Consider the following 14891-nt stretch of genomic DNA (forward strand, 5'->3'; position numbering starts at 1 on the left):
TTTTATAGAAACTTTTTAATCTGCATCATTATTCCTAAATGAATTCCTTCGTGATAATTATTGAATTCTATTGCTTCTTGCAATGTTCCTAAATAAAATCCTGTTTTGGTTTGATAAGGATTAAATTCTTTAAAAATTCCATTGTCAAAATCCGATTTGGTTTGATTTACTAAAAAAGTGAGTAATTGCTTGATTTCATCAACTTCTTCTTGAGCAACTTCCCCATCTGGTCGTGAGCCATTTTGATATTTTTCTAACATTTCCTGAGAAATATGCATTGGTAATCCTGACAAAGCATAAACTAATTTCTGTTGCGAAACGATTATATGAGCAATATTCCAAATTAAATTATTGCTAAAACCTTCAGGAATTTTATTCAATTGTTCTAAGGAATAGTTTTCTAAATATTTCAAATATAAATTTCTGCTGGTTTCCCAAATATTGAAAGTAGTTTTCATTTTTTTATTTTTAAAGTAAGATAAAATCTTCTGTTTTTGGTATTGCATTCATAACTTGTAAAGCCATTGCTGGTGTTGGAACAGCCAATTTTCTCAATTTTGTATCCATCCAAGCTCCATCAATTGTTATTTTGGCACAAAGCACTCCATCTTGGTTATGTAAATCATGAACAATAGTCCAACGAGAAGCATCAGCTCTCATTTTTCCAATTTTGGTACTGATAACAATTTTATCTCCTAAATGAATTTCTTTTCTAAAAACACATTCTTCTCTAAAAGCAATAGGTCCAAAATTTTGTTCTTGCATCACTTGCATTGTTAAACCTTCTTGAGATAATATTTCTATACGATGTTGTGCTCCAAAATCATAATAAGCAGAATGACGTAAATGAAAATTTGGATCTAAATCAGACCAACGGATTGATAATTCTTTACTAAAAGTACTCATTAAATTAATTTTTTTACAAAAATACAGATTAAAAGTTTTAAATGATTTTTCTTTGCAAAAAGAAATTTTATGGCTGACAAAATATATTACTTAGCATCTTGTGATACTTGTAGAAAAATTATTAAATCATTACCAAAAGGAATTGAATTAGAATTTCATGACATTAGACAAGATAAAATTACGGTTGAAGAATTAGAACAAATGCGCGAATTAGCTGGAAGTTATGAAGCCTTATTCAGTAAAAGAGCTCAATTATATAAAGAAAGAGGTTTAAAAAATCAAACACTAATAGAAGAAGATTACAAAGCTTTAATTTTAGAACATTATACTTTTTTAAGTCGTCCAGTTTTTATTATAAAAGATGAAATTTTTATTGGAAACTCGCAACCCAACATTCTAAAAGTCATGAAAGCCTTAGAAAATGTCTAAAAGAACCTTAGCCATAATTGGAGCAACATTTGTAGCCTTAATTTATGGGACCAATTTCACGGTTGCCAAAGATGTTATGCCTACTTATGTGCAACCTTTCGGATTTATATTAATTCGAGCTTTAGGTGCTTGCTTTTTATTTTGGCTGCTAACTTTTTTTGGACCTAAAGAAAAAATTGATTTAAAAGATTTTCCGAGAATAATGGCTGCTGCTTTGTTTGGTGTTGCTATAAATCAATTGGCTTTTTTCAAAGGATTGAGTTATACTTCTCCAATAAGTGCTTCAGTTATCATGGTTACAACACCTATTTTGGTGTTAATTTTATCTGCGATTTTAATCAAAGAAAAAATCGAACTTAAAAAAGTTATTGGAATTATCATTGGTTTAACTGGAACTTCTATTTTAATCCTTTACGGAAAAGATATTCAAAACAGTCCAAATGCGAGTTTTGGAAATTTTTTAGTATTTGTTAATGCTTCTTCTTATGGAATTTATTTGATTGTGGTCAAAAAACTAATTTCAAAATACCATCCTTTTACGTTTGTGAAATGGATTTACACTTTCGGATTATTATTTGTTATTCCTTTTGGATATCAAGAATTTACCGAAATAAATTGGCAAACTATTCCAACATCTATTTATTTCAACATTGGATTTGTAGTTTTGTTTACTACATTCTTTGCTTATCTTATTAATTTGATGGCTTTAAAAGAATTAAAACCCACAACTTTATCCATTTTTATCTATTTGCAACCTTTATTTGCCAGTATAATTGCGATTAGCCTACAAAAAGATGAACTTACTTTTATCAAAATAATTTCGGCAATTCTAATTTTTGTAGGTGTATTTTTAGTAACTCACAAGAAAGCAACTGGTGATAAGTAATTAGCCATTAGCTTTTTTAGACACTATTCACTAATTACTATTCACTAATTACTAATTACTTTTATTATCTTTGAAGTCAATTAAAAAACAGGAATGATACAATCAATGACCGGTTTTGGGAAAGCTTTTATGCAATTACCAAATAAAAAAATAACTGTAGAAATCAAATCATTAAATAGCAAAGGATTAGACTTAAATGTGAGAACTCCTTCTATTTACAGAGAAATGGAATTACAAATTAGAAATTCAATTGCACAAAGATTAGAACGTGGAAAAATTGATTTTTCTTTATATATTGAAGTTACTGGTGAAGAAACTTCAGCTAAGATTAATGTCCCAATTGTAAAAGGATACATCAATCAAATGAAAGAAGTGATTCCAAATGCTGACGAAACGGAATTAATGAAAATGGCGGTAAGAATGCCAGATGCTTTAAAAACAGAACGCGAAGAATTAGACAAAAACGAATGGCTTCAAATTGAAAAAGTGATTAATGAAGCTTTAGATAATATTTCAACTTTCAGAAGTGATGAAGGTGTTTCTTTAGAAAAAGAATTCGAATTAAGAATTTCCAATATTGAAAACTTAATGAATGAAGCGGTTTCTTATGATTCAGAAAGAGTAGAAACTGTTAAAACAAGACTTCGCACAGCTTTAGAAGAATTAAAAGCCACTATAGATGAAAATCGTTTTGAACAAGAATTGATTTTTTATTTAGAGAAATATGATATCACAGAAGAAAGAGTTCGTTTGGGAAATCACTTAAATTATTTCTTAGAAACCATGAAAAACGAAGAAGCCCTTGGAAGAAAACTAGGCTTCATTACACAAGAAATTGGTAGAGAAATAAATACTATGGGTTCAAAATCCAATCATACGGAAATGCAAAAATTAGTAGTGCAAATGAAAGATGAATTGGAGAAAATTAAAGAACAAGTTTTGAATGTTTTATAAAAAGTAATTAGTGATTAGTAACTAGTGATTAGCTTTGTCTCTTACTAGTTACTAATCACTATTCACTAATCACTTAAAAAAATGACCAAAGGAAAATTATTTGTATTCTCAGCACCATCAGGTTCTGGCAAAACAACTATAGTAAGACACTTATTAGAAAAAGAAGAATTAAATTTAGAATTCTCCATCTCATGTACAACACGTGAACCAAGAGGAACAGAAATTGATGGAACAGATTACTATTTCATTTCTTGGGAAGAATTCAAAGAACATATTAAAAATGAAGAGTTTGTAGAATGGGAAGAAGTCTACACGAATAATTTCTACGGAACTTTAAAAAAAGAAATCGAAAGAATCTGGGCTTTAGGAAAACACGTGATTTTTGACATTGATGTTGTAGGTGGATTACGAATAAAACACAAATTTCCTGAAGAAACTTTAGCTGTTTTTGTTAAACCACCTAGTGTTGACGAATTAAAAAGACGACTAAAACTACGTTCTACAGAGAGCGAAGACAAAATCAATATGCGAATTGCAAAAGCTTCGGTCGAATTAGCAACAGCACCTCAATTTGACAAAATAATTAAAAATTACGATTTAGATACAGCTAAGGAAGAAGCTTATCAGTTGGTTAAGGAGTTTATCAATAAGTAATTTAGTTTACAGTTCACGGTTTACAGTTTTAGCTGTTAACTTAAAACTGTTAACTTAAAACTAAAATAATGAAAATCGGTTTATATTTCGGAACATTCAACCCAATCCATGTTGGTCATTTGATTATCGCTAATCATATGGCTGAACATTCTGATTTAGACCAAATTTGGATGGTGGTTACACCTCATAATCCACATAAAAAGAAAAATACCCTTTTAGATGATTATCATCGTTTAGAAATGGTGCATTTGGCTACGAAAGATTTCCCGAAAATTCAACCTTCTGATATTGAATTTAAATTACCTCAACCGAATTATACTGTAAATACATTAGCTCATTTATTTGAGAAATTTCCGCAACACGAATTTTCTTTAATCATGGGTGAAGACAATTTGAATTCGCTTCATAAATGGAAAAACTATGAAGTTATTTTGCAGAACCATGGTATTTATGTTTATCCAAGATTAAATTCTGGTGAAATGGACGACCAATTTGCCAATCATCCAAAAATTCATAGAATTGGTGCTCCAGTCATTGAATTATCCTCAACATTCATTCGCGAAAGCATTAAAAATGGAAAAAATATTGTTCCCATGTTACCCAAAGAAGTTTGGGAATATGTGGAACATAATTTGTTCTATAAAAAGTAAATAAACTATGAATAAATTAAAATCATTAATCTTAATTCTATGCTTTACAATTATTTCTTGTGATAAAAAGAATCCAGAAAAAACTTATGAAAGTGATAAAATTACTATAATCTACAAAGAGAACAATAGTATCTTTTCTGAAAAGTCAATTAGTTTACAATTTGGATTAAAAGACACAATACTTAAATCTAAAAATTTTTCATTTATTGAAATTAATGATTTGTTTATAAAATCTTTGGGAAAGACAAAAAAAGAAATAAACTATTTAGAAACTGGAAAATATGATTTACTAATTATAAAAAAAGATACACTTCTAAATAATGATAATATTTATAAAGAATTTGAAAGATTTTTAATAACCGAAAAACTAATCAAAATAGATTAAGATTAATCAAGGTAAAAATCATTCAACTAACTTAACATTCCTTTACCATTCGTTCCGAAAAGCATTTTGTAAATTTGCATACGTTTAAACAATTAAACGATTTCACAATTAAACTTTATAAAATGAACAATTTCGAATTATACAATCCTGTAAATTATGTCTTTGGAAAAGGACAAATTGAAAAATTAAAAGATTTAGTTCCAGCCAATACAAAAATTCTAATCACTTATGGTGGTGGAAGTATTTTTAAAAATGGTGTTTATGACCAAGTAAAAGCTGCTTTAGCAACACAATTTGAAGAAAATAATATTGTAGAATTTGGTGGAATTGAACCTAATCCAAGATATGAAACTTTAATGAAAGCTGTTGAAATAATCCGAGAACAAAAAATCGGATTTGTTTTAGCAGTTGGTGGTGGAAGTGTAATTGATGGCACAAAATTTATTTCTGCAGCTGTTAATTATGAAGGTGATGCTGCTGATATTTTAAGAAAAAGAATTCTTTTCAAAGAAGGTTCAGATGTAATTCCTTTTGGAACAGTTTTAACTTTACCAGCAACAGGTTCAGAAATGAATTCTGGAGCAGTTGTAACCATTAATGAAACGCAAGAAAAATTAACGTTAGGAGGAAGTGCTTTATTTCCAAAATTCTCAATTGTTGATCCAACTGTGATTACTTCTTTACCAAAAAGACAATTGCAAAATGGTGTTGTGGATGCTTTCACTCACGTAATGGAACAATATTTAACCTACACTCATGATGCTTTATTACAAGATAGAATTGCTGAAAGTATTTTACAAACGTTAATCGAAATTGGACCAGATGTAGTCGAAAATCCATCAGATTATAAATTAGCTTCTAATTTTGTTTGGAGTGCAACAATGGCTTTGAACGGCTTAATTCAAAAAGGAGTTCCTTCCGATTGGGCAACACACATGATTGGTCATGAATTAACTGCTTTATACGAAATTGATCATGCTAGAACTTTAGCTATCATTGGTCCAAATTTATATAAAGTAATGTTTGAAACCAAAAAAGATAAATTAGCACAATACGGAAAACGTGTTTGGAACATTCAAGAAGGTTCAACTGAAGAAATTGCTGAAAAAGCTATTGAAAAAACGGTTGATTTCTTACACACTATGGGCATGAAAACTAAACTCTCTGAAAATACAGCAGATTATGCAAAAACAGCAGATTTCATTGTAAATCGTTTTGAAGAAAGAGGTTGGAAAGCTTTAGGTGAAAAACAAAATATTACTCCAGAAAAAGTTAGAGCAATTGTTGAAATGAGTTATTAATTCATTGCTGTTCGGCTTTAGCCAACGGAAAACAAAAGGTCATTATTAAATTCAAAAAGCGTTCAAGTACATGTACCTGAACGCTTTTTTCTAACCCCAAAACAAAAATTAACTTAACCCAACTAATTTATGTAGTCGTAATACTTTTGACATATTACTCCATTAAAAACGACAAGCTTTATTTTAAATTGCACCTCAATATTTAAAATTTTGTTAAACTTTACCTTAACACTTTTAACAATTGATTTGATAATGCATTTTAAATTGCTAATTTTGACTACTAAAACGATTTAGAAATGAATTCAAATCCAAAGTTTGCAGTTATAGGTGGTGGAAGTTGGGCAACAGCAATTGCCAAAATGTTGTGTGAGAACCAATCTGAGATAGCTTGGTACATGAGAAACATCTATGCTATTGAACATTTAAAACATCAAAGACACAATCCAAATTACTTAAGTTCAGTAGAATTTGACATCAAAAAACTGAAGTTAACGAACGATATTAATGAAGCAGTAGCTTTTGCAGATTATGTTATTTTCGCTATTCCATCTGCTTTCTTAAGTGGAGAATTGGAAAACCTAAAAGAAAGTTTAAAAGATAAAGTCATTTTTTCAGCTATTAAAGGTATTGTCCCAGAGACTAGTTTAATTGTTGGAGAACATTTTCATACGAAATATGATATTCCATACGAAAATATTGGTGTAATTACTGGTCCTTGTCACGCAGAAGAAGTTGCTCTTGAACGTCTTTCTTATTTGACAATTGCTTGTGGTGATGTGAAGAAAGCTAAAATCATGGCTAAAAACTTAAGTGGCAATTACATCAAAGCAAAAACTTCAGATGATATTATTGGTACTGAATATGCAGCTATGTTAAAAAACATTTATGCTATCGCAGCCGGAATTGCTCATGGTTTAGGTTATGGTGATAATTTTCAATCAGTTTTAATGAGTAATGGCATTCGCGAAATGAAGAAATTCATTAGAAAAGTGCATAAAATGAAGCGTAACATCAATAATTCTGCTTATTTGGGAGATTTATTAGTTACAGGTTATTCGGTATTCTCAAGAAATAGAATGTTTGGAAACATGATTGGAAAAGGTTATACAGTTAAATCGGCTCAGATGGAAATGAGCATGGTTGCTGAAGGATATTATGCTGCCAAAAGTGCTTATAAATTAAATCAAGAATATGGTGCAAAAACTCCAATTATTGATGCTGTTTACCAAATTCTATATGAAGGAAAAGATGCCAAAAAAGTATTTGCTAAATTAACTGAGAAGTTAGATTAATATAATTTCAAGAAAAAATAATGCTTTTTGTATAAAAAATATACATTATAAACTCAAGTAACAGCCAAGTTACACACTTTAATACTAATGCTGAAAAACACAACTATTTGTTTTTCAGCATTTTGCATTTTATTTAATCTGTTCTTTTTCTATTGGTATAGTATTTTCAATAGTCTAAGAGAAATTAAGTAAACAATTTAAACTATTATTATGAAAAAAGTATTTTTATTATCAGCTTTAGCATTTGCTAGTCTTACAACATTTGCTACAACACAAGTTAACTCAATCGAAACTACTACATTGATTTCTCAATCTCAAGAAGAGTTTAAAGAAATCAAACCAACAGACATTGCACAACCAGTTAAAGATGCGATTAAAAGAGATTTTGCAGATGCAACGGTTAGTAATGCATATGTGAATGAAAAAAATGAGTATAAATTAGTATTGTCTATCGGAGACGACAGTAAAACTGTTTATGCCGATGCAAAAGGAAATTGGTTGAAAAGAGAATAGTGGGAACTATTTCTCTTTTATTAAAAGACTATCGACAAACGATAGTCTTTTTTTTTTATAAATTTTTTAAGAAGAGCATTTATAGAATTGAAGTATTTTTATAAAAAAAATAAATGCCTAGGATTTTAATCATAGAAGACGATACTACTTTCAATAATATGCTTTTTCATTTTCTTCAGCGAAATGAATACGAAGCTGAACAAGCTTTTTCATCAAATGAAGGTTTGCAAAAGTTAGCAGAAAAATCTTTTGATATAATTCTATCAGATTTACGACTTCCTGATATGGATGGAATTTCTTTACTTTCTTCTTTAAATGAAAAAGGCAACACTACTCCTTTTGTTTTAATGACAGCTTATGCAGATGTAAAAACAGCCGTAAAAGCCATTAAAAAAGGAGCTGCAGATTATATTTCTAAACCTTTTGTTCCTGAAGAAGCTCTTTTGATATTGAAGAAGATTTTAAGTTCAGAGAAAAAGGTTGTGGTTGAAAAGAAAACCCAAGCTCCAAAAAACAAAGCACAAAATTCTCCATACTATTGGGGAAAAAGTACAGGTTCAATTCAGTTGAGAAAACATATTGATTTAGTTGCACCTACTCCATTATCTATTTTAATTACTGGAGAAAACGGAACTGGAAAAGAAGTTGTAGCCAAAACCATTCATGAAAACAGCAATAGAAATAATGGCCCATTTGTAGCGGTTGATTGTGGTGCTATTCCAAAAGATATTGGTACAAGCGAATTTTTTGGTCATGTAAAAGGTTCATTTACTGGTGCAATAAATGATAAAGCAGGTTGTTTTGAAGCTGCAAATACAGGAACTCTTTTTTTAGATGAAATTGGAAACCTATCCTATGAAAATCAAATCTTACTTTTAAGAGCAATCCAAGAACGGAAAATCAAGCGAATTGGAAGCAATAAAGAAATTGAAATTGATATAAGAATTTTAACTGCAACCAATGAAAATTTAAAATCAGCTGTTGAAGAAGGACGTTTTAGAGAAGATTTATTTCATAGAATTAATGAGTTTTCAATTGCTATTCCTGCATTAAGAGATAGACAAGAGGATATTGAAAAATTTGCCTATTTATTTCTTGAAAAAGCTTCATATCAATTAAACAAAGAAGTTTCAACAATCTCTAAAGATGCAATGCTTGCTTTGTTAAAATATAATTGGCCAGGAAATATTAGAGAACTTCAAAATATCATAAAAAGAGCAACTTTATTAAGCGAAGGTGATACTTTAACCTTACTTTCTTTACCAGAAGAAATAAGAAAATCTGAAAACAATGATGAAATTGTAGGTCTTAAAAACAAATCCGAAAAATCTGCTATTCAGGATGCTTTACATTTGGCAAATGGTAATAAATCTAGAGCTGCTGAAATTTTAGGAATGGCTAGAAAAACACTTTATAATAAGATTAATCAATATAATTTGGATTAATTTTCTTGCTGTAATGTTTTTACAAAAACTTCCAATTCTTTGATAGTGACTAAAAGTTCTTCATGAATGTTATCATAATTGTGTTCATTTGAAATTTTATCTTCAAGATTTTTAAGCCTGTTTGCCAAGTTTACATTCTTCAATTGACCAATCATGGTTTGCAACTTATGTGAAATTTTTTCTATAGATTCCAAATCCTTTTCGCTGGAAGCCTTTTTTAATAATTCAATGTCCAGAAGCAAATCACTACTATATTGTTTTAAAAAGTTTTGAATAGCGGTTTCGTTATCACCCAAAAAAGTCTTCAAAATTGAAACAATGGATTCGTTATTAGTTGTTTTAATTTTTAATTTTTGACCTGAATATTTTGAAATCAAACCCAAAAGCTGATTAGCGGTATAAGGTTTTGTCAAAAATGAATCGAATGCAACTTTATTATCTTCCGATAAAATTGGAGAATTTCCACTAATGGCAATTACTGGAATATTTTGTGTTTTTGGATTGTTTTTTAAAAATGCCAAAAAAGTATAACCACTCATAATTGGCATCTGAATATCAGAAAAAATAAGAGAAGGAATATTTTCGGCAATAAATTCTAAAGCTAAATTTCCATCGGAAAAAGTATGAATTTCTTTAAAATATGACTCCAAAACAAACTTTGTTAATTGAAGTTGAGAAGCATCATCATCTAAAATAACACATGAATTTAATGCTATAAATTCTGTAGGTTGATTTAAAGTTTTAATTTTCAGAGGTAAGTGTATTGTAAATTTTGAACCTTTTCCAACAATACTTTCTAAAATCAATTTCCCTTCTAATAAATCGACTAATCGTTTTGAAATAGAAAGACCTAAACCTGTTCCACCATAAAGTACCTCAACCTTACTATTTTCTTGGGTAAAAGGTTTAAAAATCTTCTCAAATGATTCTTTTGGAATTCCTACACCTGTATCTTCTACAGCAATTAAAAGTCGATTTTCGATTATTCTTGTTTCAATTGTAATACTTCCATTTGCGGTAAATTTGTATGCATTTCCAATTAAATTATACAAAATTTGACGTAATTTATTGAAATCACTGTTAAAAAGAATTCCTTCAGTTTCATCTAATTTAAAAATTAAATCAACGGTTTCTTTTTGATGTAAATCAGCAATACTTTGAGCAGTTTCTTCTAGCAATTCATTCAAATCAAAATCCTGAAAAGCCACTTGAACCTTTCCTTTTTCCATTCGAACATAATCCAACAAATCCGAAACCAATTGCTGAATGTAATGAGAAGCTGATTTTATTTTCAATAGTTGTTCTCTGTTTTCAAATTGATTTTCTCTTTTCAACAATTGCTCACTGTAACCCATCACAGATTGCAATGGAGCTTTGATATCATGACTAACCGTTGCCATTAACTGTTCTCTCGATTCAGAAAGTCGTTCTGCTTTCTTTTTTTGAAGTTCTAATGCTTGACGGTAATTTTTGTTTTTTAAAAAATCCATTGATAACAAGAAAAAGAAAAACACCACTAAAATTACACAGGCAAAAGCTGCATTTCGCATTAATTTTAATGTATCGTTTTGATTTTCTAATTTGCTTAATTGAATTTTCTTTTGATCATTTTCAACAGCAACACGCAACATTTGAATAATGTCTGAAAGCTTTCTAGTAAAAATAAGTTCGTTTTTTAGAAGTTCAATTTCTTTAGATTTTATTGTAACGGTTTGCTTATTTTGCAATTTTTGAGCTTTTTCGATAATGATTTTTGAAGCTCTTAAAATAGAATCTGCTTCCTTAAAAGAAATAGTATTTGTAGAATCTTTTGGAACATTAGAATTTAAATAAGCTACATACTCTTCAGCTACTCTTCTTTGATAATCAGTTAGTTCATCAGCATTACTTACAAAATTTTCAATGAATAGTTTCCCTTTAGAAACTTCTAAATTTTTTATATTTCCTAGAATTTCATTAAAAGGAGAAGGTTCTTCGTTATTGTTTTGCAAATCTCTTAAATCAATAATGTTTTGCTCTTTGAATTTTAAATACAGTTTTAAAGTATCAAATAACCCTTGTTCTTCTAGAAAAAATTCAGGTTTTAAAGTATCTAATTTTTTAATTAATTTTGAATTATTAGTCAGGAATACTGTTAAAGGTTCTTCTTCTTTGGATTGTAAAGCTGCTTTAGAGAGATTATCAGTTTCATAAAAATCTCTAATTAATTCTGTAAAAACTAAATATTTTTTGTCGGTTGTATCTTCTTGTAGCAGATTGTTTAATTTGGTTTGTTGGTTATATAAAAACCAAACGGCAAAAAACATCAAGGCTAACAAAGACAAATAACTTATTAGTAATTTTAAGGAAGTATATTTAGAAACTGCAGCCATTTAATAAATTAAAAAGTCATTAAGAAGAAAACTACTGATTAAAGTTTTTATTATATTTTAGAATTATTTGACTTCAATTTCATCCACGAAAATAAACGCTTCACCATCAAAAGGAAAACCTTGATGCCATTCTGGAAGTTTTCCAAAGTTGGTAGCAATTACTTTTACATATCTTGCTTTTTGTGGTTTTATTTTTAATTCAAAAGGTTTTATTACCACTTCGTATTCTTTTGGATCAATAGTATTATCTACTGTTCCTACTTTTGTGAAATTGATATTATCTTCAGAAATATAGTACTCTACTTTTGTTGGCATCAATATCCAAGCACGAGTGTCTTGTAAATAATTAGAGGTAATTGAACTAATTTTGCGTGTAGATTGCATATCTACGACACATTCAAAATCTTGGGTTTGATACCCTTGCCATTCTCCTTTTCTCCAATTTTCGTTACCGTAAATTCCGTCTAACAAACCTTCATCACCACCAGCATGATATTGTGGATTGTATTTTGATTTGATGTTGATGGTGAAATTGTTTGGTTTTTTGAAGAATTGTGCTGAAACTATGTTACTTTTTTTTCCATTATTTTCAGTATAACAAAATATTGCACTTGATTTATCAATCATAATTGGACTTTCATACTTTTTAATTGACATTAAAGTCATACTTGTATCTTTATCAAAAAGACTATAATAAATTTCATCTTCAGGATTTTGAGATTTGATTTCAATCTTCATTTTATCCTTAAACGCTTTGCTCTCTGCTTCAATAACTGGAACAGGAAGAATTGAAGAAACCTTTTCTTTTTCTTCAAATTCCATTGAAAATTGAGGAAGAATTCTGGTTTTCTCATTTGGTTGATTAATATATTCTGGTTTTTTTCCGTCAATACTTACTTTAATGTTATCAATAAATGGTTTGTTAACTTCCCATAAAACATCTCCTGGTCTTACATCATAAATTCCCATCGAACTCAACACATACCAAGCACTCATTTGTCCGCAATCTTCGTTGCCTATTAAACCATCTGGTGTGTTTTTGTAGAAATTTTCTAAAATATATTTTACTTTTTCGTTAGTTTTTTCTGGTTTTCCTACATAATTGTACAAATAAGCCATATGATGACTTGGTTCGTTTCCGTGTGCATATTGTCCGATTAAACCTGTAACATCAGCTTGTTCTCTTCCTGTGGTTTTACTTTCACTGTTGAACATTTCGTCCAACTTAGCTTCAAATTTTTCAGCTCCACCATAAGCTTCAATCATTCCAGAAATATCTTGTGGTACAAAAAAAGTGTATTGCCAAGCATTTCCTTCTGTAAAATTATTGTTCACTTCACGAGGGTCGAAAGGCTTGTCCCAACCTCCATTTTTCTTTGGTCTAATAAAACCTGTTTCCCAATCAAAAAGGTTTTTCCAATTTTGAGAACGTTTCATGAAATATTCGTACTCTTCTTTTTTATTTAAAATTTGAGCCATTTGTGCAATACACCAATCGTCATAAGCATATTCAACGGTTTTTGAAACACTTTCGTGGTCATCATCTATCGAAATAAAACCTTGTTTTTTGTAGGCTTCTAATCCTAAAACATCTCGTATGGCTGAGGCTTTACTCGCTTCAAAGGCTTTTTCGTAATCAAAACCTTTGATTCCTTTTGCCATAGCATCTGCCATCACAGAAACCGAATGATATCCAATCATGCAATCCGTTTCATTGGAAGCTAATTCCCAAACAGGTAATCTTCCACCTTGTTCGTATTGTTTTAGAAATGTATTGATATAATCTGAAGTTCGTTTTTTGTCAATCAAAGTATACAAAGGATGAGCCGCTCTAAAGGTATCCCAAAGTGAAAAAACAGTGTAATAATTAAATCCTTCAGCGGTGTGAATTTGGTTGTCTCTACCACGATATTTTCCATCTAAATCTTGTGCAATATTCGGTTGCATCATGGTGTGATACAAAGCGGTGTAGAAAATCGCTAATTTTTCTTTATCATTTGAAGTAACTTCTATTTTAGATAATTCTTTGTTCCAAAGCGCTTCTGCCTCTTTTTTTACTTTTTCAAAATCCCAGTGTTTGATTTCTGAACTGTTTAATTTGGCACCTTCATAACTTGTTGGAGAAAGCGATACTTTTACAAGGATCTTTTCTCCTTTTTTAACTTGTTTGGAAAAACTTAAAGCTAATTCAACTCCTTCATAAACTTTTCCCTCACTTTTATAATTGGTTTTTTCTTTATTGATTTTCATTGGCACATTAAACTCAATTCGTGCATATACATATTGATTTGTTGCCCAAGCTTCACTTCTTCTTAAAACCTCAACCGTTTTATCGTCAATTACTCTAATTCTTCCTTCCAATAATTTATCTCGATGATTTAAATCTAAAATGATATTGGCTTGACCATCTTTATTAAAAGTATATTCATGAAAACCTACTCGTGTTGAAGCTGTTAATCGAACATCAATATTATGCTTGTCTAATTTTACACTATAAAATCCTGCTGATGCTTTTTCGTTATCGTGAGAAAAACTTGAAGAATAGACTTTATTATCAAATGAAGGTTCTCCCATGGTTGGCATCAACATAATATCACCAAAATCAGAAACTCCTGTTCCGTTCAAATGTGTGTGCGAAAATCCATAGATTACATTATCTGAATAATGATAACCTCCACAACCGTCCCAACTGCCATCAATTCGTGTGTCAGGAGACAATTGTACCATTCCATAAGGTGTTGTTGCACCAGGAAAAGTGTGTCCGTGCCCACCAGTTCCAACAAATGGATTTACATGTTTAGCAAAATCTTGTGCAAATGCAGTAGTTGTAATGAAAAGTATAGCAAAAAGAAAATTCCTCATTTTATAGATTTTAATTTGCTATAAAATTGAGGAATTTTTATGATTTAAACAATTTATATCTCAGTTAGCCATTACACTGTGGTGTGTTTTTATAAAAAAGAGAGGCATACTTTATTGAAACTGAGAAATAATTAGAGGAATTTATTGATTTTTGTTTTTTTAGGGTACTACAACCTAAACTTTACTAAACTATAACCATACTGTAGTCATGCTTTTGGTATATATTTCATTTAAGATTGATT

14 protein-coding genes are annotated in these 14891 nt (G+C 29.7%); 10 read left to right on the forward strand and 4 right to left on the reverse strand.

What is annotated here, in order from left to right; genetic code table 11:
- Positions 1-2 precede the first annotated feature (2 nt).
- Both ACFO3U_RS05050 and ACFO3U_RS05055 read right to left on the reverse strand, forming a co-directional pair.
- On the reverse strand, positions 3-458 hold the full coding sequence (locus ACFO3U_RS05050) for a DinB family protein (RefSeq protein ID WP_379738680.1): 456 nt from the start codon (positions 456-458) through the stop codon (positions 3-5).
- 10 nt (positions 459-468) lie between these two features.
- Positions 469-906 carry an acyl-CoA thioesterase gene (locus ACFO3U_RS05055; protein ID WP_379738682.1) on the reverse strand — a complete coding sequence of 146 codons (438 nt, stop codon included), beginning with the start codon at positions 904-906 and terminating at the stop codon, positions 469-471.
- Between the two features lie 69 nt (positions 907-975).
- Between ACFO3U_RS05055 and ACFO3U_RS05060 the strand changes: the two genes are divergently transcribed.
- The 10 genes from ACFO3U_RS05060 (at position 976) to ACFO3U_RS05105 (ending at position 9415) form a co-directional block, all read left to right on the forward strand.
- Entirely contained in the window at positions 976-1335 is a 360-nt protein-coding gene (locus tag ACFO3U_RS05060; RefSeq protein WP_379738684.1) for an arsenate reductase family protein, read from the forward strand.
- Positions 1328-2221 (forward strand): DMT family transporter, encoded by an 894-nt coding sequence (locus tag ACFO3U_RS05065; RefSeq protein ID WP_379738686.1) that lies wholly within the window; start codon positions 1328-1330, stop codon positions 2219-2221. The genes ACFO3U_RS05060 and ACFO3U_RS05065 overlap by 8 nt, the downstream gene beginning before the upstream one ends.
- Before the next feature lie 93 nt (positions 2222-2314).
- Positions 2315-3175, forward strand: a complete 861-nt coding sequence (locus ACFO3U_RS05070) for a YicC/YloC family endoribonuclease (protein ID WP_379738688.1) — start codon at positions 2315-2317, stop codon at positions 3173-3175.
- A gap of 81 nt (positions 3176-3256) precedes the next feature.
- Positions 3257-3829, forward strand: a complete 573-nt coding sequence (gene gmk / locus ACFO3U_RS05075) for a guanylate kinase (RefSeq protein WP_379738690.1) — start codon at positions 3257-3259, stop codon at positions 3827-3829.
- 68 nt (positions 3830-3897) lie between these two features.
- Complete coding sequence (nadD, locus tag ACFO3U_RS05080; RefSeq protein WP_379738692.1) at positions 3898-4479, forward strand: nicotinate (nicotinamide) nucleotide adenylyltransferase; 582 nt, start codon at positions 3898-3900, stop codon at positions 4477-4479.
- A 7-nt stretch (positions 4480-4486) separates the two neighbouring features.
- A complete protein-coding gene (locus ACFO3U_RS05085) occupies positions 4487-4864 on the forward strand; it encodes a hypothetical protein (protein ID WP_379738694.1) in 378 nt (125 codons plus the stop codon).
- A 122-nt stretch (positions 4865-4986) separates the two neighbouring features.
- A complete protein-coding gene (locus ACFO3U_RS05090; protein WP_379738696.1) occupies positions 4987-6165 on the forward strand; it encodes an iron-containing alcohol dehydrogenase in 1179 nt (392 codons plus the stop codon).
- A 296-nt stretch (positions 6166-6461) separates the two neighbouring features.
- On the forward strand, positions 6462-7457 hold the full coding sequence (locus ACFO3U_RS05095) for an NAD(P)H-dependent glycerol-3-phosphate dehydrogenase (RefSeq protein ID WP_379738698.1): 996 nt from the start codon (positions 6462-6464) through the stop codon (positions 7455-7457).
- 210 nt (positions 7458-7667) lie between these two features.
- Positions 7668-7970: a hypothetical protein gene (locus tag ACFO3U_RS05100; protein WP_379738700.1), complete on the forward strand. Its 303-nt coding sequence runs from the start codon at positions 7668-7670 to the stop codon at positions 7968-7970.
- A gap of 113 nt (positions 7971-8083) precedes the next feature.
- Complete coding sequence (locus tag ACFO3U_RS05105) at positions 8084-9415, forward strand: sigma-54-dependent transcriptional regulator (protein ID WP_379738702.1); 1332 nt, start codon at positions 8084-8086, stop codon at positions 9413-9415.
- Here the strand turns inward: ACFO3U_RS05105 and ACFO3U_RS05110 are convergent.
- Together ACFO3U_RS05110 and ACFO3U_RS05115 are read right to left on the reverse strand one after the other, a co-directional pair.
- Complete coding sequence (locus ACFO3U_RS05110) at positions 9412-11787, reverse strand: hybrid sensor histidine kinase/response regulator (protein WP_379738704.1); 2376 nt, start codon at positions 11785-11787, stop codon at positions 9412-9414. The genes ACFO3U_RS05105 and ACFO3U_RS05110 overlap by 4 nt on opposite strands.
- 63 nt (positions 11788-11850) lie before the next feature.
- The gene (locus ACFO3U_RS05115) at positions 11851-14649 is read right to left on the reverse strand and encodes a GH92 family glycosyl hydrolase (RefSeq protein ID WP_379738706.1); all 2799 of its coding nucleotides are present in this window, start codon (positions 14647-14649) and stop codon (positions 11851-11853) included.
- Positions 14650-14891 lie beyond the last annotated feature (242 nt).

Origin of the sequence: Flavobacterium ponti, assembly GCF_042652765.1 — a bacterium.
In the GTDB taxonomy this organism is placed as follows: Bacteria; Bacteroidota; Bacteroidia; order Flavobacteriales; family Flavobacteriaceae; genus Flavobacterium; species Flavobacterium ponti.

Coding starts and splice junctions, on each gene's coding strand:
- ACFO3U_RS05050 (WP_379738680.1), bottom strand. CDS start 458: ATGAAAACTACTTTCAATATTTGGGAAACCAGCAGAAATTTATATTTG.
- gmk (WP_379738690.1), top strand. CDS start 3,257: ATGACCAAAGGAAAATTATTTGTATTCTCAGCACCATCAGGTTCTGGC.
- ACFO3U_RS05100 (WP_379738700.1), top strand. CDS start 7,668: ATGAAAAAAGTATTTTTATTATCAGCTTTAGCATTTGCTAGTCTTACA.
- ACFO3U_RS05085 (WP_379738694.1), top strand. CDS start 4,487: ATGAATAAATTAAAATCATTAATCTTAATTCTATGCTTTACAATTATT.
- ACFO3U_RS05115 (WP_379738706.1), bottom strand. CDS start 14,649: ATGAGGAATTTTCTTTTTGCTATACTTTTCATTACAACTACTGCATTT.
- ACFO3U_RS05070 (WP_379738688.1), top strand. CDS start 2,315: ATGATACAATCAATGACCGGTTTTGGGAAAGCTTTTATGCAATTACCA.
- ACFO3U_RS05105 (WP_379738702.1), top strand. CDS start 8,084: ATGCCTAGGATTTTAATCATAGAAGACGATACTACTTTCAATAATATG.
- ACFO3U_RS05060 (WP_379738684.1), top strand. CDS start 976: ATGGCTGACAAAATATATTACTTAGCATCTTGTGATACTTGTAGAAAA.
- ACFO3U_RS05065 (WP_379738686.1), top strand. CDS start 1,328: ATGTCTAAAAGAACCTTAGCCATAATTGGAGCAACATTTGTAGCCTTA.
- ACFO3U_RS05095 (WP_379738698.1), top strand. CDS start 6,462: ATGAATTCAAATCCAAAGTTTGCAGTTATAGGTGGTGGAAGTTGGGCA.
- ACFO3U_RS05110 (WP_379738704.1), bottom strand. CDS start 11,787: ATGGCTGCAGTTTCTAAATATACTTCCTTAAAATTACTAATAAGTTAT.
- ACFO3U_RS05090 (WP_379738696.1), top strand. CDS start 4,987: ATGAACAATTTCGAATTATACAATCCTGTAAATTATGTCTTTGGAAAA.
- ACFO3U_RS05055 (WP_379738682.1), bottom strand. CDS start 906: ATGAGTACTTTTAGTAAAGAATTATCAATCCGTTGGTCTGATTTAGAT.
- nadD (WP_379738692.1), top strand. CDS start 3,898: ATGAAAATCGGTTTATATTTCGGAACATTCAACCCAATCCATGTTGGT.